Raw genomic sequence first — 23,697 nt, 5'->3', positions numbered from 1 at the left:
AGGTTTAGGCTAGAGGTATGTCTGATTCACCTTCGATCTTTACGAAGATCATCGCTCGCGAGATTCCCGCGGATATTGTCTTCGAGTCAGATTCCGTGATTGCGTTTCGCGACATCGCCCCGCAAGCACCCGTTCATTTGCTCGTTGTTCCCAAAACCGAGCAATTCGCTAACGTCTCCCAGTTGGCGGCCGGCGACCCGGCCTTGCTCGCCGAGTTAGTCGCAGTAGCCAAGCAACTCGCAGACGAGCACACCGATAGCGAGTACCGATTGATTTTCAATACCGGCGAAAGTGCCGGTCAAACAGTGTTCCACGTTCACGCTCACGTGCTCGGTGGACACCTCGAGGAAGGCACCCTTGGTCATTAGTGACTCTGAGTCCGCACGTACCGAAACGACGCCTCCGGAGGACCGCGAGAGCGTGGCAATCGAAGTAGACGGCGTTGCTATGGTGCAGTTGCTTGGTCCCCAAGACCGACTGCTCCGGGTCGTGGAAAGTAAATTTCCCGATGTAGAAATGCATGTCCGTGGAAACGAGATCACCCTGACCGGGGATCCGGTTCCCCTTGCTGCTGCCGAAGAACTCGTTGACGAACTCATCGCAATGGTTCGCAATGGTCATGATCTTGGCACTCAAGAAGTTGATGCATCAGCGAGCATCCTGCGTCAGAGTCAGGGCAGCCCCAACGCCCTCCTTGGCCAAACAATTCTTACCGCCAGGGGCAAAGCTATTCGCCCTAAAACGCTGGGGCAGTCGCAGTATGTCGAAGCGATGGACAACAACACCATCGTATTTGGTATCGGCCCAGCCGGAACCGGCAAGACGTACCTAGCAATGGCGAAGGCCGTTCAAGCGTTGCAGCGCAAAGAAGTTGATCGCATTATTTTGAGCCGCCCAGCCATCGAGGCGGGGGAGAGGCTCGGCTTCCTGCCCGGTTCGCTGACCGACAAGATTGACCCCTATCTGCGCCCGCTTTATGACGCGCTCAACGACATGATGGATCCAGAACTGGTTCCTAAGTTGCTAGCGGCAGGCACAGTCGAAGTCGCGCCGCTCGCCTACATGCGAGGTCGCACCCTCAACAACGCGTTTGTTGTGCTCGACGAGGCCCAGAACACCACTCCAGAGCAAATGAAGATGTTCCTCACCCGATTGGGATTCGACTCGAAGATGGTCATCACCGGTGACATCACTCAGGTGGACCTGCCGGAAGGAGCGAGCGGGCTCAAGCTCGTGTCGAATGTTCTGCAAGATATTGACGACATCCACTTTGCTGAACTCACGAGTGCAGATGTTGTTCGTCACACCCTCGTTGGCAAGATTGTTGATGCCTACACGACCTACGATGCTGAGAAGCAGCTCGACGACTACAACCGCAAGAGCCGACCGCGAGCTCGCAGCCGCAATCACGAGGGACGATAGCGTGTCAATTGAAATCAACAACGAGTCGACCATTGTCGTAGATGAGCATGCCTTTCAGCGCCTCTGCACTTTTGCTCTCGACCAGCTTCATGTTCACCCGGATGCCGAACTCGGCATCGTCTTTGTCGACGAAGCAGCAATGGAGCAGCTTCATGTGCAGTGGATGGACGAGCCGGGTCCCACCGATGTGTTGAGCTTTCCGATGGACGAGCTTCGCCCGGGAACAGAAGAGCGCCAAACGGCCGCCGGATTACTCGGTGACATTGTGGTGTGCCCTCAGGTCGCCATTTCCCAGGCCGAAACTGCCGGGCATTCCCCCCTCGAGGAAATGCTTTTGTTGACAACTCACGGCCTGCTGCACTTGCTCGGATTCGATCATGCAGAACCTGACGAAGAAAAAGAGATGTTCAGCCTTCAGCGCGAAATCCTGTTGGGCTTTGCCCTAGCCGAACGAAGTAGGTAGCCGCTCATGCTGAACGGCATATTCATCACCGCAGCGATCATCCTCGTTTCGCTCGGTGGTTTGCTTGCGGCGGCGGACTCGGCACTGACAGTGCTGAGTCGGAGCGACCTCGTCGAACTGGCTGGCCGCAGCCGCGCGAAGAAAGCCATTCTGGCGATCTCGCAAGATCTGGGCGCGCACTTCAACGCGCTCAACTTCATGCGAATTGTGCTCGAAACGACCGCTGCAGTTCTTGTAACGCTGGTATTCGCCTCCGTCTTTGAACAGTGGTGGTTTGCCCTGCTGTTCAGTGCGCTCATCATGACCGGCGCCTCGTTCGTTCTCGTCGGCTCCAGCCCCAGGAGCGTCGGACGAGCACACTCGCGCAAAGTTGTTCAGATCGCAGCCCCCGTTGTTCGCGGCATCCGTGTCATCTTGGGACCGATCGCTGATGCCCTCGTCGCAATCGGCAACCGAGTGACACCCGGGCGACCTCGCACCGCTACATTCTCCAGCGAAGAACAACTGCTGAGCATGGTCGACGAAGCAACAGAACACGAAGTTCTGGATCAGGACGATCGCGATCTCATCCACTCAATATTCGAGTTCAACAACACAGTCGTGCGTGAAGTAATGATCCCGCGCACCGACATGGTGACGGTAGAGGCCGATGTTACCGCCAGCGCCGCGATGGGGCTTTTCCTGAGTCGCGGTGTTTCGAGAGTTCCCGTAATCGGCGAAGACATCGACCAAGTAATGGGCGTGCTGTACTTACGCGATGTCGCACGAGTCGTCTACGAACAACCCATCGAGGCAGACAAACTGACCACACGAGAACTAGCACGGCCTGCACTATTCGTGCCCGAGTCGCAGCGCGCTGACAGCCTGCTGCGCCAAATGCAGCTCGAATCGAATCATCTCGCCATGGTCGTTGACGAATATGGCGGCATCGCAGGGCTAGTCTCATTGGAAGACCTCATCGAAGAACTTGTCGGAGATATCTCAGACGAGTACGACCGCGAGGTCGCAGAGTTCGAAGAACTCGCCGACGGCACCTACCGTGTGAGCGCGCGATTGCCCATTGACGAACTGGGCGACCTCTTCGGACTCGAACTTGATGATGACGAAGTCGACTCTGTTGGTGGTCTCATCATGAAAACGTTGGGCCGACTGCCGGAGAGCGGTGCCGTAGCGCACTATTCCGGACTTGTTCTCACGGCCGAGCGCACCGAAGGGCGGCGCAAACGCATCAGCACAGTGCTCGTTGCTAAAGACCCTTCTCTAGACAATCAGTACGACTCAATCTCGAATGAACGAGAGAACGGTGAATCACAGTGACCGACGCCAGTGAGTTCAGAGCAGGATTTGTGACCTTTGTTGGTCGACCCAATGTCGGAAAATCGACCCTCACGAATGCTCTTGTTGGCGAAAAGGTGGCCATCACCTCGTCAAAACCGCAAACAACCCGTCGTGCTATTCGCGGAATTGTGCATCGAAAAGATGGTCAACTGATCATCGTCGACACCCCCGGAATGCACCGGCCGCGCACTCTCCTGGGAGAGCGGCTCAACTCGATCGTGCAAGACACCCTTGGCGAAGTAGACGTCATCGGTCTCTGCATCCCCGCGAACGAGAAGATCGGCCCGGGCGACCGCTACATCAACGAACAGCTCGATTCGTTCCCGCGCGCAAAAAAGGTGGCCATTGTCACCAAAATCGACGCATCGTCGCGACCGGGTGTTGCTGAGCAACTCCGTGCGGTCAGTGAGTTGCGCGACTGGGACGAAATCATTCCGATTTCCTCGTTTGACAGCATCCAGCTCGATATTTTGTCAACCGAACTCGTGAAGCTCATGCCCGTCTCCGAAGCTCTCTACCCGGATGATGCCGTTACCGATGAATCGACAGAGTCGCGCGTTGCAGAGCTCATTCGTGAAGCCGCACTCGAAGGCGTCATGGATGAACTGCCTCACTCGATCGCCGTCACGATCGACGACATGATCGAACGCGAAGACAAGAACCTTCTCGAAGTGTTCGCGAACATCTTCGTTGAACGTGACAGCCAAAAGGGAATCATCATCGGTAAGGGTGGTGAGCGGCTTCAGGATGTTGGAGCTCGTGCCCGTGCGGAGATCGAGAAGCTCGTTGGCAAGCAGATCTTCCTGTCGCTTCGCGTCAAGGTTGCCAAGGAGTGGCAACGTGACTCGAAGCAGCTGGGGCGTCTCGGCTTCTAGTCGGCGGTGGTCACCTTGTGTACATCGGAAGGATGATTCTGCGATCCGATCGCCCAGATTACGGGTTTTTCGATGCCTCAGCCGCGTAGCGTTGATGTCATGATCCGCACTCTGTCCCGTGGCGCTCTCATTACAGACGTGAGTATTGCGCTCGTCGCCACTGCCGTGCGCGCGCTTATCGGCATTGACGTTGTGTCGTTGTGGTTCGTTGTGCTCGGTTTAGGGCTTGCCCTCGCGGTGCGGCGGCTGAGTCCGGCGATTGCGTTGACAATCTCATGGTTTGCGGCGCTTACCCAGATGGCTTTTCTGCTGCCCGTGGACGGGGCCAACCTCGCGATTCTTGTCGTGCTTTTCGCCTCGGCCCGCTTTGGCTCCCGCCGGGTGCGGCTTGCCGGGTTAGTGTCGACCGTTGTTGGTTCCTTACTGGGGGCGATTTATCTCGTCGTCTCGTGGGCTCCGTCGACGGGGAGCTGGGCATCGATTCAGTTTTCGCTGACCTCAGACAGCATCTTCCAGTTCGCCGTCACTCTTGGAGGGATGCTCGCGCTTCTCTGTTTGAGCTGGACTGCGGGATTGCTCGCGCGAACTCAAGCAATCTCTCAAGAAAACAAGCGGGGCAGGCTGGTTGCTGAGCAGATTGCAGCCATCGAGCACGAACGAAATCAGATCGCGAGAGATATGCACGATGTGGTGGCACACTCACTTGCGGTCGTGATCGCGCAAGCGGATGGTGCGCGTTATGCGTCAGCAGCCGACCCGGGCTCAGCCGAACGTGCCCTGTCAACAATTTCTGGAACCGCACGCGAAGCGCTTACTGATGTTCGATTGCTGTTGGGGCAATTGCGGCACAGTCAGACAGCGGGGCCACAGCCGGGGCTCGCCGATATTGCTTCGCTGGTCGACCAGATTCGCTCGGCGGGGCTCGACGTTGTTGTCACCGAAACAGGCAATTCTCCGCTGATTCCCATGGGGCAGCAGATCACGCTCTACCGAATCGTTCAAGAAGCGTTGACCAATGCGCTCCGGCATGGGGACACATCCCAACCCGCAGCACTCGTTCTGGACTGGGGAGAAAGCACTGTGACAGTTTCGGTGACAAACGACTACGAATCTCCTCGTGCGGGCGCCCAAGAAAAAACGCAACCGCACTCGGGGCATGGTCTTATCGGAATGCGAGAAAGAGCGCAGTTGACCGGGGCAGAATTGACCGTTCAAGACCACGACAGCCAATTTGAGATCGTCGTCACAATGCCGGTGGTCCGATGAGCGCCATCCGTGTCGCCCTTGTCGACGATCAAGCACTTTTCCGCGCAGGCATCCGGATGCTCGTCTCCTCCCAGACCGACCTTGAGTGCGTCGGTGAGGCTGGCGACGGCGTTGAAGCAATCAGCATGGTCACTGAGACCCAGCCCGATGTAGTGCTGATGGACCTTCGCATGCCCGTGATGGACGGTATCGAGGCGACACGAGCGATTCTTGAGGGAACGGACGCTCCGCATCCGCGCATCATCGTGCTGACTACATTCGACCTCGACGAGGCCGCCGCACGTGCGATTCGGGCCGGTGCGAGTGGCTTTGTGTTGAAAGACGCTGACCCTGAGTTCTTACTCGCTGCTATTAGAACGGTGCATTCGGGCACAAGCGTCATTGCCGCTGCCGCGACCCGAGAGCTCTTCGAACACTTCGGCAGTGCTCCCCGAGTCCAGCCGGTTTCATTCGAAACTCTCACGGCTCGAGAGCGGGAGATCTTCTTACTGGCCGCTCGTGGACTCAGTAACGCGGAGATCGCGAAAACAGAGTTCTTGAGTGAAGCAACAGTTAAGACTCACGTCAGTCGAGTGCTGACGAAACTCGGTCTCCGTGACCGAGTTCAGCTTGTCGTCTACGCCTATGAGAATGGGCTCGCTTAACTCATCCTCGAGGATGACACGGTGGGCACTGCAGGCTGATTCGCTCGTGGGTCGACCGCGACAAGCTTGAAACATGGACAATTCAAGCGGGAGATCCGAGATCATTGCTCGGGTCGAAAACCTCTCAAAATCGTATGGCTCAGGCTCAACAAGGGTGACAGCGCTGAGTGACGTTTCGCTGGGCATCCGTGCCGGGGAATTCACCGCGATCATGGGCCCGAGCGGCTCCGGCAAATCGACACTCATGCACATTCTCGCCGGACTCGATACGGCGACTTCGGGGCGAGTGTGGCTTCGCTCGACGGACATCACTGATCTTGACGACACCGAGTTGACGATGCTTCGGCGTCGGCGCGTGGGGTTCGTATTTCAGGCGTTCAACCTCGTACCCACTCTCGACATCGAGCAAAATATCTTGCTTCCGTTTCAGCTCGATGGGAGGTCTCCGTCAACGACTGAGCGTGGCTGGATTGAACAATTGGTCGACTCCTTGGGGTTGCGCGAACGGATGAGCCATCGCCCGCACGAGCTCTCGGGAGGGCAGCAGCAGCGCGTCGCCATCGCGCGGGCGCTCGGCTCCCGCCCAGAACTCATTTTTGCTGATGAGCCAACCGGAAACCTCGACTCCCGCACCAGTCGTGAAGTGCTCTCACTCCTAGCTGCTGCAAGCGCAGAATTCGGTCAAAGTATCGCGATGGTAACCCACGACCCGATCGCGGCGAGCTATGCCGATCGCATCATTTTCTTGGCCGACGGACGCGTCGTGGACGACCGCGGCCGATCAAGCGCGGCGGACATTAGCCGGTTCATGCTGGAGATGGAGACGGCATCGTGAGGTTGCTGAATCTTCGCGATCACGCCTCGAGTATCCTCGTCGCGGCCTTGAGCAGTGCCTTCGGCGTCGCCCTATTGCAGCTCACTAACAACCTCGCTACTTCGCTCACGTTGAACGAAGACTACGGGCAGCGCGCGGGGGTTCAGATGGCCCTGAGCGTGCTGGCCTCCGTGTTTATCGTCATCTCGGTGTACGTGGGGTCAATAGTCACAGCGAACACGTTCGCCACCGTGATCGCGGGGCGCACCCGCACGATTGCGCTCGTCCGACTGATCGGGGGCAGTGCGCGCAGCCAGAGAGAGCAAGTTGCGCGCGAAGGTCTTGCTGTTGGCGCTATCGGTGCGGTAATTGGCGCCATCTTTGGCGCGCTGACCGCCTTTGCGATATTCCAGTTCGCACAGTCCACGGATGTGCTGCCGACAATCGCGTACAGCTTCTTTGATCCCATCGCCCTTCTTCCGATCGTTGGTGTAGTTCTCACTACGTGGCTCGCAGCGTGGGTCGGATCGCGACGGGTGCTCACCGTTACCCCGATGCAAGCACTAGGAGCATCCGTAGATTCGCTCGCTCACTCCGGGAAGCCAGCTGTGCGACGAGTTGTGGGGTCAACCCTCCTGTGCGGTGTCGGCCTGGGAGTCGTGGTGCTCGGCATGCTTGTCGGGCTAGTGACTCAACAGGGGATGCTGATCTCACTCGTGGGCGGAGTGATCTCATTCACGGGCTTTATCCTTGGTGCGCAGTTCGTTATGCCCCGTGTATTGCGTGCAGTTGGCTCACTCATCGGGCGCGGAGCGTCGGGGGAGCTCGCAGCAAAAAATGCGCTCCGCTATCCAGAACGGAGCACTCGCATCACGTTGGGCCTCGTAATCGGGGTCACCCTGATCACAATGTTTGCAGTCGCTACGGAGAGTTTTCGATTCCTGATCATGATCTCACCGGCCTATGGGGAGTCCGACGGCGCCGCCGATGCTCTCTCTGTCTTGTCGAGCACTTTCTCGATCCTGATTGGATTCAGTGCGATTATTGCGGCAGTGGGCCTCGTTAACACGCTTTCGTTGAGTATTGTGCAGCGTACTCGAGAGCTGGGCCTTCTGCGAGCACTCGGATTCACGGCTGCGCAGTTACGGGCAATGATCCGTGTGGAGAGCGCGCAACTAACGATCGCGGCGAGCCTAGTGGGTTTAATTCTGGGGACCTTCTACGGCTGGGCGGGTGCTCAATCTCTGTTGGGGTCAACTTCGGGCTCAGCCGTGTTCGTGCTTCCGGTTATCCCGTGGTGGATCCTTGTCGCAACAGTGATCCTTGCGGGCGGGCTCGCCTTAACCGCGGCAATCGCACCGGCTCGCCGAGTGACCCGTATTACACCGGTGGAGGCTCTCGCCGTCGAATAATCGCGCCTGATCTCACGGCCCCGCCCTTCACCTGTGGCGGGGTCGTGAGGTGGGTTAATTGGTGATTGGGCGGCGAAGTGCTGCACAGTGCTATTCTGAAATGGTGTTGTTCGGTCTGCTCCTCCTTAGCTGCCGCGACGAGTCCTAATCCAGGCCTCACTCGTCGCGGAGTTTGTCATTGGCTGACCAGATTCGTAACGAGTGGCTCACAAGGCCTTGAGAGCAGCAGGAGCACCAAATGAAGAACAATCAGTCAGCATCCTCGATGCCGATCCACAAGTACCGTCCGTTTCACGAGATCATTTCTGTTGATCTGCCGGACCGCACGTGGCCATCGAAGCGCATCACTCAGGCACCGCGCTGGTGTGCCGTCGATCTTCGTGACGGCAATCAGGCCCTGATCGATCCGATGAGTCCAGAACGCAAGCGGATCATGTTCGATCTGCTCGTCAAGATGGGCTACAAAGAGATCGAGGTCGGCTTCCCCTCGGCGAGCCAGACTGACTTCGACTTCGTGCGCTCACTCATTGAGACGAATGCGATTCCGGATGACGTCACCATTCAGGTGCTGACGCAGGCTCGCGAAGAACTCATCATTCGCACCTACGAATCGATCAAGGGAGCCAAGCAAGCGATCGTTCACCTCTACAACTCCACCAGCGTGCTGCAGCGGGATGTCGTGTTCCGTAAAGACAAGCAGGGCATTATCGACATCGCGCTCAATGGTGCTCGTATCTGCAAGGCATCCGAGGCAATGGTCCCGGAAACCGAGGTGTTCTACGAGTACTCGCCCGAAAGCTACACCGGCACCGAGCTCGAGTTTGCCGTGGATATCTGCAACCAGGTGCTCGAAGTCTTCAAGCCCACTTCGGAGCGCAAGGTCATCCTGAACCTGCCGGCCACGGTTGAAATGGCTACCCCCAACGTTTATGCAGACTCCATCGAGTGGATGTCGCGCAACGTGAATCACCGTGAGAACGTCATCATCTCTCTTCACCCACACAACGACCGTGGAACGGGAATCGCGGCGGCAGAGCTCGGCTACATGGCCGGGGCCGACCGCATCGAGGGTTGCCTGTTCGGAAATGGTGAGCGCACCGGAAACGTTGACCTCGTTGCCCTGGGGCTCAACCTGTTCACGCAAGGTATCGACCCGCAGATCGACTTCAGCGACCTAGACGAGATCCGTCGCACTGCAGAGCACTGCAACCAGCTGAAAGTTCATGAGCGCAGCCCGTGGGCTGGCGACCTCGTTTACACAGCGTTCAGCGGATCGCACCAAGATGCCATCAAAAAGGGCTTCGAATCGATGGCGGCTCAGGCCGAACGCGAAGGCAAGCACGTCAACGATCTGGTCTGGGCTGTTCCTTACCTGCCGATCGACCCCAAGGATGTCGGCCGTGGCTACGAAGCTGTTGTTCGGGTCAACTCACAATCGGGTAAGGGTGGTGTCGCTTACCTACTGAAGTCCGACCACAACCTTGATCTGCCGCGCAAACTGCAGATCGAGTTCAGCGGAGTTGTGCAGTCGAAGACCGACTCCGAAGGTGGCGAGGTTTCTAGCGAGCAAATCTGGACGTCATTCCAGGACGAATACCTGCCGGCATCCGCCGATCACGCAGACCAGAAATGGGGCCGTTACGAGCTCCTGGCGACACGGACGACAAGCGCCAACGATGGTGAAGTGAGCCTCGAAGCGCGACTGCGCGTCGACGACAGCGAGATCGACACCAGCTACGTAGGAAACGGTCCGATTGACGCGTTCTTGGGCATGCTGTCCGCACAAGGCCAAGGTATTGAAGTGAAGCTCTACGACTACGTCGAGCACACCATGAGCGAGGGCAGCAATGCGCAGGCTGCTGCCTACGTTGAGCTCGATATCCACGGTCAACGACTGTGGGGCGTCGGAATCGATGGTGACATTTCACGGGCATCGCTCAAGGCGATTGTCTCAGCGGTCAACCGTTGGGTTCGCGCAAACCGCACTGCTCCGGAACCCGAACTGGTCGCAAGTAACTAGCGTTCGGTTTTGCTCACAAGCCCCACCTATTTTTCGTGGGGCTTGTGCCCGTTAACTGGCAGGTTTTGGGTAGGTCTTGAGTACGTTTCGGAGCGCTGGCGAGTGCTGGCGGCCGACGGTGAGTGCTGGCGACCGACGGCTAGCGCTGGCGACCGACCGCTATCGACGGCGACCGACCGCTATCGACGGCGAAATTTGGGCATACCGCTGATGGTTCGCTGCTCCGGAAGGCTCCAGTTGAAGAGCACAGCCAACACGCGCACCCCCACGGTGAGACCGACACAAATCGTGGCGGCGACAAATACGGGAACGTCGAAACTTCGCATAATCACGAGGCTGGTGGCGCCAGCGGTCGCTGCTACGGCGTAGAGGGATCCGACATGCATCAGTGCGATCGGCATCGACAGGAGTACGTCGCGCATGATCGATCCGCCGATGGCAGAGATCACGCCGACAAAGATTGCTGGGACCTCTGGAAGGCCCAATGAGAGCGCTTTTGTTGTGCCGATAGCGCCGAAGAGACCAATTGTGAGTGCATCCAGCACTGTAATTAGGGGCCCCATGCGTGAAATGAGGCGCTCAAGCAACATTCCGAAGAGCGCAGCACCTGTCGCCACGATGAGATACCAGTTAGTGGTCAACACCACCGGCACCTCAGAGAGGACTATGTCGCGGACCATGCCGCCGCCGAAACCTGTCGAAATGCCGATGATTGCCACTCCCAGTAGATCCAATCGGCGATCGCGAAACTGAGCCGCAAACATTGCTCCCTGCATTGCACCAACGCCGACGGCCAACAGTCCGGCCCACAGAGGGATCTCGAAGGTCTCATTCACGCACTATTCGTACCACGCATAGTGAGTCGTGCCCGGTTGTGCGGCGGGCAAGCCTGCAATCGTCGCCCGGCAAATCGGGGTCGATGGGCCGACGCGAGCGGCCTTTCGGTGGTGCGGCCTTCGGAAACTCAGGAAAACCGAAACGATTTGCGCACTCGACCTCCACAGCTGGTGGGTCCGCGCTCGTGCGCGCCGCGGATCTCCTGAATTTCCGAAAGGGGTGGGAGCAATTTGAGCTCGCGGCCGACTAACGGGAGTCAACGTTGTGAGCTAATTCGCGTCGGAGCTGTGCACGTGCACGTGCTCCTGCTCGCGCTCGAGCACTGAATTAGTTCGCGCCTGAGTTGCGAAGCGAAGCCGCCGCGCGGGCGTGTGCTTCGGCGTAGGCAGAAAACGCAATTTTCCCGTCGCCGGGCAGCGAAGCGAGGTGAAATCCGCGCGCGAAGGATCGGCCGACAGCCCCAGGAACCGGAAATGACCACACCGGTTTACGCAGCGAATGAGCCGCGTTCCACTGGTGTGCTAATTCCCGAAAACTGAGCTGCTCCGGGCCACCGAAGTCAGCCACGCGGCCGCTGGGGCCAGCATCCACCAGTTCGACGAGTCGTTCGGCCACCTCATCCACCGCTACCGGCTGCATCCGGAAAGACGGAACGATGGTGACGGGCAGCCGGCGTTGAGCAATGAATAGGCGCGCCACGAAACTATGGAACTGAGTGGCGCGAAGAATTGTGTACGGAACTCCAGAGGCACCAATGAATTGCTCGCACAGATACTTGTCGCGATAGTAGCCGAGCGCATGCTTGTCGACACCAACAATCGACATGAACACCACATGGTCAACCGGATGCGCGGCAATGGCCCTCAGCAGTTGCCGCGTCTGGTGCGAATCGTGGGTGTTCGCGCCGCTCGCTAAGTGCACGACCGTTGTCACGCCAGAAAGTGCAGCAGCGATACCGGATCCGGTGCTCAGGTCGCCAACTACGCGGCCCGGACCCGGGCGTCGACTCAGCGATCGCACTTCATGACCGGTCGCCTCGAGCAGCGAAACGGTCGGTCTGCCAAGGGCGCCCGTCGCACCAGTGACAAGAATCATTGTGTTCTCCTAGAAGCCAAGTGCAGGTTCGGAGTAGGTTCCCAGTTCTGCCCAAAATCTACTCCGAACTCGCTCCGTTTGCTGCAGACGAACCCAAAACGATTCGGCCTTCGGGCCGTCGCACAGCAAACCGCAACATGCCGGGGGATACTTGAACCGTGCCTACCTACCGTGATGAAGCCGTCGTGCTGCGCACCCACAAGCTGGGTGAAGCCGACCGTATCGTCACGATGCTGTCGCGTGAACACGGCAAGATCCGGGCGGTAGCCAAAGGGGTGCGTCGCACGGCCTCCAAGTTTGGGGCGCGACTGGAGCCATTTATGGTTGCCGACATCCAGTGTTATATCGGTCGTAGTCTCGATATCATCCAGCAGGCAGAATCACTCGGGTCGTATGGTTCCGAGATTACCGCCGACTATGCGAGCTATACCGCCGCAAGCGTGATGGTCGAGACGGCAGACAAAGTCACGGATGACGATGGCTCCTTGCAGCAATATCTTCTGCTGGTTGGTGCGCTGCGGTCTCTCGCGCGGCGCGAGCACAACCCGAGCCTCACTCTTGACTCGTACCTCTTGCGGAGCCTCTCGATTGCGGGTTGGGCGCCGAGTTTTGTTGATTGTGCGGTGACCGGGGCGCCAGGGCCGCATTCGGTTTTCGTCGCGCAGATGGGTGGTGTCGTGGCTGATGAGGTCGCCCCGCCCGGTTCGCCACGACTGAGTCCTGACACGCTTGAACTACTGGGGGCCTTGCTGGCAGGTCAGTGGGATGTTGCGGAAGCGTCTGAGGAGCGGTCACGTTCCCAAGCCAGCGGCGTCGTTGCCGCCTACACTCAGTTTCATTTGGAGCGCAGTCTTCGTTCCATTCAGCATGTGGATCGGAGCGCATGAGCCGCGTAGCAAAAACTCACAAAGATGCTGGGGAGTTTCGTCCTCTCGACTGGACAGGCATCCAGCCGCCGACGTTGCCCAAGGGCTCGGTACCTGAGCACATCGCGATTGTCATGGACGGCAATGGGCGCTGGGCCAACGCGCGCGGCCTCACGCGTGTAGAAGGCCACAAGGCGGGCGAGGCGAGCCTGCTTGATGTCGTGGCTGGTGCTATCCAAATCGGGGTGAAGCACATCAGTGTGTATGCGTTTTCGACCGAGAACTGGAGTCGTTCGCCCGACGAGGTTCGCTTTTTGATGGGCTTCAATCGGGATGTGCTGCACCGTCGCCGGGATCAGCTCAATGAGTGGGGCGTGCGTGTGCGCTGGGCCGGCCGTCGGCCTCGACTGTGGACTTCGGTCATCAAGGAGCTTCAGTTTGCCGAAAAACTCACAGAAAACAACAGCACCCTGACTTTGACGATGTGTGTCAACTATGGCGGTCGCACCGAGATTGCGGATGCTGTGCGATCGATCGCTGATGATGTTGCGGCGGGCAGGCTGAAGCCGTCTGCCGTCTCAGAGAAGCTCATCCAGAAGCGCCTATACCAACCGCAATTGCCCGATGTTGACCTGTTTGTGCGGTCGTCGGGGGAGCAGCGGATGAGCAACTTTATGCCGTGGCAGAGTGCGTACGCCGAGATGGTGTTTTTGGACACGCTGTGGCCTGATTTCACTCGCGAACAGTTGTGGCAGGCGATTGAGATTTATGCCGGTCGTACACGGCGCTTCGGTGGGGCAATTGACGCCCCTGATACCTCTCCCAGCTAGCGGTCGTACCGTTTTGGTCAGGCTGACTTTAAGGTGTAGTCTGTGTTCAGGTCACGATGACTCTTACTGAAGGGAGTGGCGATGCAGAAGAGCGAACAGCGAATTTCCCTCGCGGTATCAACCGTGATTTTCGCGCTGCGCCCCATCCCTGAATCCGGTCAGAGCGCACTGTGGATCCCTTTGGTTCGCCGCACGCGCGAGCCCTTTGCCAGACAGTGGGCGCTGCCAGGTGGTTGGGTTGACAACGACGAGAGCTTGGCGGATGCCGCGGCTCGCAATCTGCTCGAAACCACCGCGCTTGAACCCGCCTACCTTGAGCAGCTCTACGCCTTTGGCGATGTTGAACGCTCGGTCAGCAGCCGAGTGGTGTCGATCATCTACTGGGCGCTCGTGCGTCAAGAGGAAGCCGAGCGCGCCACCGAGGGAGAGAAAGTTCGCTGGTTTGCCGCCGATGACCTTCCTGAGCTTGCCTTCGACCATAACGTCATCATTGACTACGCCCTCTGGCGACTGCGCACCAAGATGGAGTACTCACGAATTGCGCGGGCCTTCCTCGGGGAAACCTTTACGTTGAGTGAGTTGCGACTCGTGCACGAGGCCGTGCTGCAACGGCAACTCGATCCCGCAAACTTTCGCCGCCAAATCGAAAACTCGGGCTCACTGGTGCCCACAAACCACGTTGTCTCGGGTGGGCGTCACCGGCCGCCGAGGCTCTACCGCTATGACGAGGGCGTTGAGCTCGTCGACAACGGCCCGCTCGGCCATCTAAAGACAGGGAGCACTCGTGTCATCCATTGATTCGACAATTCAGCGCATTACCAAGACCGGAGACGGCGAAACCTGCGCTCCTGAGCTAGCGGATGGCCCGTGGACCTTCGACCTCGGTGTGCCGAGCTATGGTCCTGGCGCATCGATGGGCGACGTGATTCCGACGGGAGCACCACGTCAGGGGCAGCTCCCGCTTGAGTACCAGAAGGCATCAAACGAGGATCTGCACGCGCGCATCATTGCCGCAAAGGCGACCCTCGGCGATCGTGCCGTCATCCTCGGTCACTTTTACCAGCGGGATGAAGTTGTGCAGCACGCCGACTTCTTAGGGGACTCTTTCCAACTCGCCAACGCCGCCCAAACCGTGCCGAACGCTGAAGCGATCGTGTTCTGTGGCGTCCACTTCATGGCCGAGACCGCCGACATCCTTGCGCGCTCCGATCAGGCGGTCATCCTGCCCAACCTCGCCGCCGGATGCTCGATGGCCGACATGGCCGACATTGATTCGGTCGAGGAGTGCTGGGAGCAACTCACTGAGGTGTACGGAACCGAGCCGGATGCCGATGGCCGGGTGCCGATCATCCCCGTGACGTACATGAACTCGTCGGCAGCGCTCAAGGGGTTTTGCGGCCGCAATGGCGGTATCGTCTGCACCAGCTCTAACGCTACGACGGTGCTGGAGTGGGCCTATGAGCGTGGCCAGCGCGTGCTGTTCTTCCCCGACCAGCACTTGGGGCGCAACACGGCAAAGAAGATGGGGATCTCCACCGACCTGATGCCGATGTGGAACCCGAACAAGCCCCTCGGTGGCAATGACACCGCGACGCTCAACGAGGCCAAGGTGGTTCTCTGGCACGGCTTCTGCAGCGTTCACAAGCGCTTCAACGTCGGCCAAATTGAGCAAGCTCGCGCCGATTACCCCGGTGTTCGTGTGATCGTGCACCCCGAGTGCCCGATGCCGGTTGTGGATGCCGCCGATGAGGCCGGATCGACCGACTACATTCAGAAGGCCGTTGCTGCCGCAACCGAGCCGACCACCTTTGCTATCGGCACCGAGATCAACATGGTCAACCGACTCGCGGCGGAATACCCGCAGCACACAATTTTCTGCCTCGACCCAGTGGTCTGCCCGTGCTCGACGATGTACCGCATCCACCCCGGCTACCTCGCGTGGGTGCTCGAGGGACTCGTTCGTGGAGAGGTGCTCAATCAGATCACCGTTCCGGATGATGTAGCAGCGCCCGCGCGGATTGCCCTGGAGCGCATGCTCGCAGCCAAGCCTCCGGCAGCGACGAAAGAGGCATAGCCATGGCACGGGTCATTGTTGTCGGCACGGGAATTGCGGGGCTCATCACCGCCTACCGGGCGAGCGCGCACCACGATGTGGTTCTCGTGACGAAGGCGGAGATGGCGGAGAGCAACACGAAGTACGCCCAGGGTGGTGTTGCTGCAGTGTTGTTCCCCGATGATTCGGTTGCCAGTCACGTCGCGGACACGATGCGGGCAGGCGCCGGCCTCTGCGAGAGGGATGCTGTAGAAGTTCTATGCAGTGAGGGCCCGTTGCGCGTGCAAGAACTCATCTCTCTCGGGGTTGAGTTTGACCGCATTGCCAATGGTGAGCTTGCTCGCGGCCACGAGGCTGCGCACTCCTCGCGCCGCGTCATTCACGCGGGTGGGGATGCCACAGGTCTCGCGATCGAGGTTGCGTTGTTGCGCGCCGTTCGAGCTCTTGCCGTGGAAACCTACGCGTATACGTTTATGCGCGATCTAGTGACCGAGACGGATGCTGACGGAAAGCCCCGAGTCACCGGAATCGATGTCATTGCTCCCGATGGAAACTCGCGAGTGATCGATGGCGACATTGTTGTTCTTGCTAGCGGTGGGGCGGGTCAGCTTTACAAGCACACCACCAACCCCTTCGTGACGACCGGTGATGGTGTCGCTGCTGCTTACCGTGCGGGTGCAGCTCTCGCCGATGTCGAATTTTTCCAATTTCACCCCACTTCGCTGGCGGTGCCCGGCAATCCGCTCGTCTCAGAAGCCGTTCGCGGTGAAGGTGCAACACTGCTCGACGAACACGGCAAGCGATTCATGTTCGATGTGCACCCCGATGGCGAACTCGCACCCCGCGACGTTGTCGCCCGCGGGATTGCCCGCGCCATGGAGAAGCAAGACGGCCGCCCGATCATGCTCGACGCGACGGCTCTCGGCACCGAGTTTTTGGCACAACGGTTCCCCGGAATCACTGAAGTCTGTACCGAGCATGGCTTCGACTGGGGCACTGAACCCATTCCAGTCACGCCAGCGGCGCACTACTGGATGGGCGGCATCCGCACCGACATCGACGGCCGCACGAGCGTTCGCGGTCTCTACGCGGTTGGCGAAGCATCCTGCACCGGTGTGCACGGCGCTAACCGTCTCGCCTCCAATTCGTTGCTTGAGTCACTCGTCTTTGCATGGCGCGCAGCCGATGCACTCAACGAGCCTCAGCGAGCGATCGAGGTAGACGTTCTCGAGCCACAGTTCGAAATCACGGGCAAAGAACCTTTCACTCGCGACCAACTGCGAGAGCTCATGTGGACCCACGTCGGTCTTGAACGCGATGCCTCCCGCCTTGAAGAAGCAGCCACAATCCTCGCGAGCTGGCACTCCGAAGCGAACACCGTCGAGGGTGCCGAAAATGCCAACCTCCTCGACCTGGCGCGCCTCGTCGTTGTTGCTGCGCTGCGTCGCCAAGAGTCTCGCGGCGCTCATGAACGCACCGACTTCCCCGAAACGCGCGAAGAACTCGCATTCTCCACGCGGTGGGCCGCAGTGAACGTGGCAGGAGACTTCATCCCCGCCGAAGATCGCATCGCAGTAGAAGACCAAGCAGAGACGGCCAAGCGATGAATCCCGAACTTGTTGACACTGTCATCCTGATGGCACTCGCCGAAGATGCCCCCTGGGGTGACGTAACGAGCGAAGTTTTTGTACCCGAAACGGCCACCGCAACCGCCGTACTCAACGCCCGCGAACCCGGTGTCGCAAGCGGACTCGAAGTTTTTGCACGCACCTTCCTGCTCGTGGATGCCCACGCCGAGGTAACGCTGCACATCAGCGATGGCGACACGTTCACCGCCGGCCAGCAACTAGCTACCGTCTCGGGTAACGCCCGTGCGGTGTTGCGGGCGGAGCGAATAGCCCTCAACCTCAGCCAGCGGATGTCCGGCATCGCTACCCAGACGGCGGCGTACGTCGCACAGGTGGCGGGTACTCATGCGCGCATTGTCGATACGCGCAAGACGACGCCGGGCCTGCGTGCACTGGAACGTCACGCTGTGCGCTGCGGTGGCGGACATAACCACCGCTTCAGTTTGTCGGATGCCGTGATGGCGAAAGATAACCACCTTGCTGTGCTCGCGGCCGAGGGTATCGATCTGGGTGAAGCTATCCGCCGTGCTCGCGCCCGCATCGGTCACACGACGCACCTTGAGGTTGAAGTTGACCGTCTCGATCAGGTCGAAATGGTTGTTTCGGCTGGCGTCGACACGATCATGCTCGACAACTTTTCGACAGATGACCTTCGCGCCGGTGTTGCGCTGGTTGCCGGCCGCGCCATCGTCGAGGCGAGTGGGGGAGTCAACCTCGATACCGTCGCGGCAATTGCGGCGACCGGTGTTGACGTCATCTCGGTAGGGGCGCTCACTCACAGTGTGCGCTCACTTGACCTTGGTCTCGATATTGCGGTGAGCGCAGCGGCCTGATGATTTTTCTCGACTCAGCAGCAACCACACCGGTGCGCCGCGAGGTGCTCGAAGCGATGTGGCCGCTGCTGACGGGAGACTTCGGTAACCCCTCTAGCCATCACGAGCTGGGAGAGTCCGCGAAACGTGCCCTGGATGCCGCACGCAAGAGCGTTGCTGCCTCGATCGGGTGTCGGGCATCCGATGTCATCTTCACCTCGGGCGGCACGGAGTCAGACAATCTCGCGATCAAAGGGTTGGCGCTCGCTGAGCCTCGCGGGCGTCATATCGTCACGAGTGCCGTTGAGCATGAGGCTGTGCTCGAATCGGTCGACTATCTGAAGCGCATCCACGGATTCGAGGTCACTGTGTTGCCGGTTGACCGCCACGGCCGTGTCGATCTCGCCGAGGTTCGCGAAGCACTGCGCCCAGACACGACTCTGTGCACAATCATGTACGCCAATAACGAGGTCGGTGTTGTTCAGCCCATCCCGGCGATTGCCGAACTGTGCCGCGCCCACGGGGTGCCCATGCATACGGATGCCGTGCAAGCCGCTGGATGGCTCCCTCTCGACCCTGCAGCGCTTGGCGTCGTCGCGCTCAGCCTGTCTGGACACAAGCTAGGGGCGCCAAAAGGAATCGGTGTGCTGATTATCAAGGGCAGCCGCAGTCTTGAGCCTGTGCTGCACGGGGGAGGCCAAGAGCGAGGCAAACGCTCTGGCACCGAAAATATCGCCGGCGCCGTCGGTTTCGCGCATGCGCTGGCGCTCGCCGAAAGCGACCGGGTCGAGCGAGCCGCGCGTATCGCGCAACTGCGAAATGACTTTGTTGCTGACGTGTTGACGCGCGTACCCGACGCGATCTTCACCGGGCCCGCGCTCGGGGCTGCGACAGTCAGTGATGACGACGAGACGGAAAGGCGCGCGCCCGAGCGTCTCCCCAACAATGCTTCATTCTGCTTCCCCGGCACGAGCGGAGAATCGCTCCTGCTCGAACTCGGCCGCGCAGGAATCATCTGCTCTGCAGGCTCAGCGTGCGCTGTCGGCAGCGATGATGCCTCTCACGTTCTTACGGCAATGGGCATTGACGAAGAAATCGCCCAGACCGCGGTGCGCTTCAGCCTCAGCGGGGATACAACCGGCGAGCAACTCGCCGCCGTCGCCGCTGAGATAGAAACCGCCTACCGCGCGGTGCGCTCACTCTCGGGATAGTCCTTCAAGCCCCAGGCAGCTCCGCCAAGCGCAGTGAGAGTCAAGACAGTAGTTGCCACACTCGGAATCCTCGTCGCCCCTGGCTGAATCACGTACTGAATGGTGCGCTCACTCGACGGTTGCGGAGCATGGATGCTCACACCCTCCGGCAGCGTCAGCGACGACAGTGCCAACTGAGGGAGAAGCGCAACCCCAAGGCCGCGCGAGACAAAGCTCAATACGGCGAGAGCGTTATCCGTCTCCAACCCGATCTCGGGCGCGAACCCTTCGAGATTACAGAGGGCAAGTAAATGGCCACGACACAGGGTGCACCCCGCGATCCACGGGTCGTTGGTCAGGTCGGCCAGGCTCACGCTGTCCGCCTTCGCTAGGGGATGAGTGTCGGGCAGTACAAGCACCACCGGCTCCGTAAACAGCGGCACTGTCGTATGGCCGCCATCGCGCGACAAATGCGGGTCAGCCCGGTCTTCCGGATACGAGAACGTGATCGCCACATCCGCAGCCCCATCCCGCAGCAGTTGCAAGGCCTGCGGAGGCTCAGCCTCCACATAATTGACAGTCAAATTCGGATGCTGCTGCCGCAATTGACGAATCAGGGGCGGAATCAGCGTCGACGACGCCGTCGGGAAAGCCGCGATGCGCACTGTTCCACTCGACAAACCGGCCAACTCGGAGAGTTCGGCGCTCGCGGCATCCACGGCATTGAGTACGGTTACGGCGTGGCTGGCGAGAGCGCGACCGGCCTCAGTGAGGCGCACGCCGCGGCCAGAGCGGACGACGAGTGCGAGCCCAATACGAGTCTGCGCGCGCGTGAGGTGTTGGCTCAGTGCCGGTTGGCTGTAGCCGAGGGCACGGGCTGCCTCGCTGATCGTGCCGTGTTCAGAGATGGCGCGAACGATGCGCAGCGTCAGGAGGTCAGGCGTGGTGTCCATAGTAAAAGCATAACCAAATGTGATTCTTTATATCCCAATCATGCTCTTGTCGCATGAATGTCATGCGAGCCATCATGGAGGCATGACCTCCCCAGCGCTCACGAACGCGATTGAAAGTTTCGCGAATACTCGCGGTTACCTTTCCGCCGCCACCATGGGCCTGCCGACGTGTGCCGCCGTCACCGAAATGACCGAAAAGCTGGGGCAGTGGGCCAGAGCCACCTGCAACCCCATGAACTACGGCGATATCGTCGAACGCACCCGAGGCCACTACGCGCGCCTAGTCGGAATCAATGCAGCCCGCGTCGCGATCGGTTCGCAGACCTCGGTTATGGCATCGCTCATTGCGTGCTCACTGCCGACGGGTTCCGAAGTGCTCGTCGTCGAATCCGACTTCACCTCCATCGTGTACCCATTCCTGCAACACCCTGACCTCGTCGTGCGTGCAGTCCCGCTGGCCGAACTTGCGGATGCCATCACCGACAGCACCGCGCTCGTCGCGTTCTCGCTCATCCAATCCTGCAACGGTAAAGTCGCCGACGTTGCGGCAATCACCGCAGCGGCAGCCACCCACGGAGCACGCACTCTCTGCGACATCACCCAGGCCGCCGGCGTTTACCCTGTGGATGCCACCCAATTCGATGCGACTGTCTGCCACGCCTACAAGTGGCTGTGTTCGCCCCGCGGCGTCGCGTTCCTCACGATCTCCGAGGATTTTGCCGAACACGTCACGCCAGTGCAAGCGGGCTGGTATGCGGGAGCGGATGTCTGGGGCAGCGTCTATGGCACCGACATGAAACTTGCTAAGGATGCTCGCCAATACGATGTCTCACCTGCGTGGCAAGCATGGGTGGGGGCCGAGCATCCCATCGCCATGTTCGCCGACCTCGATATCAGCGAAGTCTGGGAGCACTGCACCGGCCTAGCCAACCAACTCTGTGATGCCCTCGGCATCGAACGCCAGAACCAAGCGATCGTGACCTGGCCGGATGAGACGGGCGCAGATCTTGCCAAACTCACGGCCGCCGGAATCACCGCATCCGGTCGCGCTGGCCGGCTCCGCGCTGCATTCCACCTCTGGAATAACGAAGACGACGTCGCGGCGGTTATCGCCGCGCTGCGCGTCTAGCTAAACTGGTCATCCGCCGACCGTGCATCCAGCTCGGCTGACTATTGGAGTTTCTGTGGCTACGCCTAACCCCCTCGACGCCGTTATCAACCTCGCCAAGCGCCGAGGTTTCGTCTTCCAATCGGGAGAGATCTACGGCGGTTCACGCTCAGCCTGGGACTACGGCCCACTGGGAACCGCCCTCAAAGAGAACATCAAAAAGCAGTGGTGGCAGACCTTCGTTCAAGGTCGCGAAGACGTAGTCGGGCTCGACTCCGCTGTCATCCTTCCTCGCAAAGTTTGGGAAGCATCCGGCCACGTCGAGGTCTTCTCTGACCCGCTTGTCGAATCACTGCACACCCACAAGCGTTACCGCGCCGACCACCTTCTTGAAGCCTACGAAGAGAAGCACGGCCACCCTCCCGTGAACGGGCTTGCCGACATCCGCGACCCTGACACCGGCCAGCCCGGATCATGGACCGAACCGCAAAACTTCTCCGGACTCCTCAAGACCTACCTCGGCCCCGTCGACAACGAAGAGGGCATGCACTACCTGCGCCCCGAAACCGCTCAGGGCATCTTCACGAACTTCGCCAACGTCATGGGCGCGGCCCGCATGAAGCCGCCGTTCGGTATCGGCCAAGTTGGCAAGTCATTCCGTAACGAAATCACGCCCGGAAACTTCATTTTCCGTACCCGCGAGTTCGAGCAGATGGAAATGGAATTCTTCGTCGAGCCCGGCACGGACGAAGAGTGGCACCAGACTTGGATCGACGAATCCATGAAGTGGTACACCGACCTCGGCATCAAGCCCGAGAACCTGCGTTTCTACGAGCACGCTCAAGAGAAGTTGTCGCACTACTCCAAGCGAACAGTGGATGTCGAGTACCGTTTCCGCTTTGCTGGCGGAGAGTGGGGCGAACTCATGGGCATCGCCAACCGCACCGACTTTGACCTCCGCACGCACTCGGAAGCTTCAGGCTCAGACCTGTCGTACTTCGACCAAGCCAAGGATGAGCGCTGGACGCCCTACGTCATTGAGCCCGCGTTCGGACTTACCCGTGCTCTCATGGCCTTCCTCATTGATGCCTACGCCGAAGATGAGGCGCCTAACGCCAAGGGTGGTGTCGACAAGCGCACAGTGCTGCGTCTTGACCGTCGCCTCTCGCCGGTAAAGGTTGCCGTTCTGCCGCTATCGCGCAACGAACGCCTTTCGCCGATGGCTCGCAGTATTGCGGCGGACCTCCGCAAGTACTGGAATGTCGACTTCGATGACGCCGGCGCAATTGGCCGTCGTTACCGCCGCCAAGACGAAATCGGTACACCATTCTGTGTCACGATCGACTTCGATTCGCTCGATGACAACGCTGTGACAATTCGTGAGCGCGACTCGATGGAACAGAAGCGTATGCCCATCGAAGAGTTGCGCGGCTACCTCGCGCAAGAGCTCATCGGCTGCTAGCAGTCTCGCGTGGCCCCGGGCGGTATCCGCTCGGGGCCACGCGCACCTGTTTTGCCGTCGCCGGGGCATTCGCGGTGTTCGCGGCGCAGGTTATCCCGCGGTTTCACCGCCGGTTTTGTCCCGAAACTGGTTTTGTCCCGACAGCGTTTTGTCCCGACACCGGTTTTGTCCCGACAGCCGCGTAGTCCCCTTCGGAAATTCAGGAAAACCTGAGTCGCGCGATCCGTGGCCCGGCTGCTTACTTGGCAGTGAGGTGGCGGCTTCGCCAATCTCCTGAGTTTCCGAAGGTTGCAGCTACTCCACACCGGCGATATGTGCACCGACTCCACCAACGTGAACACAGCCATCCAATGACGGCCGGCGCGCAAGATGCTGGCATACATGGTGGAAGTAGATGCGTTAGTGGACGGTCTGGGTGGAATAGCCCAGAAGCGCCAGCTGGTCGCGCTTGGTGCGAGGGACTGTGACTTGACGCGCGCCGTCAAGGACGGCGTAGTAACGAGAGCGCGGCAAGGTTGGTACACGACTTTGGATATTTCCGAGCCTAGAGTGAGAGCCGTTCGGGTCGGCGGGAGGCTGACCGGCATTTCGGCTATTCGAGATTGGGGC

At 59.7% G+C, this 23,697-nt stretch carries 22 protein-coding genes; 19 read left to right on the top strand and 3 right to left on the bottom strand.

What is annotated here, in order from left to right:
- Positions 1-17: 17 nt before the first annotated feature.
- The 10 genes from AC061P_RS08065 (at position 18) to leuA (ending at position 10,254) form a co-directional block, all read left to right on the top strand.
- Positions 18-368 (top strand): histidine triad nucleotide-binding protein, encoded by a 351-nt coding sequence (locus AC061P_RS08065; RefSeq protein ID WP_480390868.1) that lies wholly within the window; start codon positions 18-20, stop codon positions 366-368.
- The gene (locus AC061P_RS08060; RefSeq protein ID WP_449648180.1) at positions 364-1,422 is read left to right on the top strand and encodes a PhoH family protein; all 1,059 of its coding nucleotides are present in this window, start codon (positions 364-366) and stop codon (positions 1,420-1,422) included. The genes AC061P_RS08065 and AC061P_RS08060 overlap by 5 nt, the downstream gene beginning before the upstream one ends.
- Position 1,423: 1 nt before the next feature.
- The gene (gene ybeY / locus AC061P_RS08055) at positions 1,424-1,885 is read left to right on the top strand and encodes an rRNA maturation RNase YbeY (protein ID WP_449646874.1); all 462 of its coding nucleotides are present in this window, start codon (positions 1,424-1,426) and stop codon (positions 1,883-1,885) included.
- 6 nt (positions 1,886-1,891) lie between these two features.
- Positions 1,892-3,202: a hemolysin family protein gene (locus tag AC061P_RS08050; protein WP_449646873.1), complete on the top strand. Its 1,311-nt coding sequence runs from the start codon at positions 1,892-1,894 to the stop codon at positions 3,200-3,202.
- On the top strand, positions 3,199-4,098 hold the full coding sequence (gene era, locus AC061P_RS08045; protein ID WP_449646872.1) for a GTPase Era: 900 nt from the start codon (positions 3,199-3,201) through the stop codon (positions 4,096-4,098). Before AC061P_RS08050 ends, era begins: the two co-directional genes overlap by 4 nt.
- 99 nt (positions 4,099-4,197) lie before the next feature.
- Positions 4,198-5,364 (top strand): sensor histidine kinase, encoded by a 1,167-nt coding sequence (locus AC061P_RS08040; RefSeq protein WP_449646871.1) that lies wholly within the window; start codon positions 4,198-4,200, stop codon positions 5,362-5,364.
- Positions 5,361-6,008, top strand: a complete 648-nt coding sequence (locus AC061P_RS08035; RefSeq protein ID WP_449646870.1) for a response regulator — start codon at positions 5,361-5,363, stop codon at positions 6,006-6,008. Before AC061P_RS08040 ends, AC061P_RS08035 begins: the two co-directional genes overlap by 4 nt.
- A 73-nt stretch (positions 6,009-6,081) precedes the next feature.
- Positions 6,082-6,843 carry an ABC transporter ATP-binding protein gene (locus tag AC061P_RS08030; protein WP_449646869.1) on the top strand — a complete coding sequence of 254 codons (762 nt, stop codon included), beginning with the start codon at positions 6,082-6,084 and terminating at the stop codon, positions 6,841-6,843.
- On the top strand, positions 6,840-8,234 hold the full coding sequence (locus tag AC061P_RS08025; RefSeq protein WP_480390867.1) for an ABC transporter permease: 1,395 nt from the start codon (positions 6,840-6,842) through the stop codon (positions 8,232-8,234). The genes AC061P_RS08030 and AC061P_RS08025 overlap by 4 nt, the downstream gene beginning before the upstream one ends.
- A 238-nt stretch (positions 8,235-8,472) precedes the next feature.
- Positions 8,473-10,254: a 2-isopropylmalate synthase gene (leuA, locus tag AC061P_RS08020; RefSeq protein ID WP_449646867.1), complete on the top strand. Its 1,782-nt coding sequence runs from the start codon at positions 8,473-8,475 to the stop codon at positions 10,252-10,254.
- A gap of 179 nt (positions 10,255-10,433) precedes the next feature.
- Here the strand turns inward: leuA and AC061P_RS08015 are convergent, their stop codons facing one another.
- Both AC061P_RS08015 and AC061P_RS08010 read right to left on the bottom strand, forming a co-directional pair.
- Complete coding sequence (locus tag AC061P_RS08015) at positions 10,434-11,090, bottom strand: trimeric intracellular cation channel family protein (protein WP_449646866.1); 657 nt, start codon at positions 11,088-11,090, stop codon at positions 10,434-10,436.
- A 328-nt stretch (positions 11,091-11,418) separates the two neighbouring features.
- Positions 11,419-12,186, bottom strand: a complete 768-nt coding sequence (locus tag AC061P_RS08010; protein WP_480390866.1) for an SDR family oxidoreductase — start codon at positions 12,184-12,186, stop codon at positions 11,419-11,421.
- A 158-nt stretch (positions 12,187-12,344) separates the two neighbouring features.
- Here AC061P_RS08010 and recO point away from each other — a divergent pair, with 158 nt between their 5' ends.
- From recO to AC061P_RS07975, 7 genes are all read left to right on the top strand, one after another.
- The gene (gene recO / locus AC061P_RS08005) at positions 12,345-13,073 is read left to right on the top strand and encodes a DNA repair protein RecO (protein ID WP_449625403.1); all 729 of its coding nucleotides are present in this window, start codon (positions 12,345-12,347) and stop codon (positions 13,071-13,073) included.
- On the top strand, positions 13,070-13,882 hold the full coding sequence (locus tag AC061P_RS08000; protein WP_449646864.1) for an isoprenyl transferase: 813 nt from the start codon (positions 13,070-13,072) through the stop codon (positions 13,880-13,882). Before recO ends, AC061P_RS08000 begins: the two co-directional genes overlap by 4 nt.
- An 81-nt stretch (positions 13,883-13,963) precedes the next feature.
- The gene (locus AC061P_RS07995) at positions 13,964-14,680 is read left to right on the top strand and encodes an NUDIX hydrolase (RefSeq protein ID WP_480390865.1); all 717 of its coding nucleotides are present in this window, start codon (positions 13,964-13,966) and stop codon (positions 14,678-14,680) included.
- Positions 14,667-15,956, top strand: a complete 1,290-nt coding sequence (gene nadA, locus AC061P_RS07990) for a quinolinate synthase NadA (protein ID WP_480390864.1) — start codon at positions 14,667-14,669, stop codon at positions 15,954-15,956. The genes AC061P_RS07995 and nadA overlap by 14 nt, the downstream gene beginning before the upstream one ends.
- A 2-nt stretch (positions 15,957-15,958) precedes the next feature.
- A complete protein-coding gene (gene nadB / locus AC061P_RS07985; RefSeq protein WP_449646861.1) occupies positions 15,959-17,542 on the top strand; it encodes an L-aspartate oxidase in 1,584 nt (527 codons plus the stop codon).
- A complete protein-coding gene (nadC, locus tag AC061P_RS07980; RefSeq protein WP_449646860.1) occupies positions 17,539-18,396 on the top strand; it encodes a carboxylating nicotinate-nucleotide diphosphorylase in 858 nt (285 codons plus the stop codon). Before nadB ends, nadC begins: the two co-directional genes overlap by 4 nt.
- Positions 18,396-19,586 carry a cysteine desulfurase family protein gene (locus AC061P_RS07975; protein WP_449646859.1) on the top strand — a complete coding sequence of 397 codons (1,191 nt, stop codon included), beginning with the start codon at positions 18,396-18,398 and terminating at the stop codon, positions 19,584-19,586. The genes nadC and AC061P_RS07975 overlap by 1 nt, the downstream gene beginning before the upstream one ends.
- On the opposite strand, the gene AC061P_RS07970 is transcribed toward AC061P_RS07975, so the two are convergent.
- A complete protein-coding gene (locus AC061P_RS07970; RefSeq protein ID WP_449646858.1) occupies positions 19,556-20,518 on the bottom strand; it encodes a LysR family transcriptional regulator in 963 nt (320 codons plus the stop codon). The genes AC061P_RS07975 and AC061P_RS07970 overlap by 31 nt on opposite strands.
- An 82-nt stretch (positions 20,519-20,600) precedes the next feature.
- Between AC061P_RS07970 and AC061P_RS07965 the strand changes: the two genes are divergently transcribed.
- Positions 20,601-21,647, top strand: a complete 1,047-nt coding sequence (locus AC061P_RS07965; RefSeq protein WP_449646857.1) for an aminotransferase class V-fold PLP-dependent enzyme — start codon at positions 20,601-20,603, stop codon at positions 21,645-21,647.
- A gap of 55 nt (positions 21,648-21,702) precedes the next feature.
- Complete coding sequence (locus AC061P_RS07960) at positions 21,703-23,088, top strand: glycine--tRNA ligase (RefSeq protein ID WP_449646856.1); 1,386 nt, start codon at positions 21,703-21,705, stop codon at positions 23,086-23,088.
- Positions 23,089-23,697 lie beyond the last annotated feature (609 nt).

It is taken from the genome of Rhodoglobus sp. G.S.4, assembly GCF_056619605.1.
This window is presented reverse-complemented; position numbering and strand designations above follow the sequence as displayed.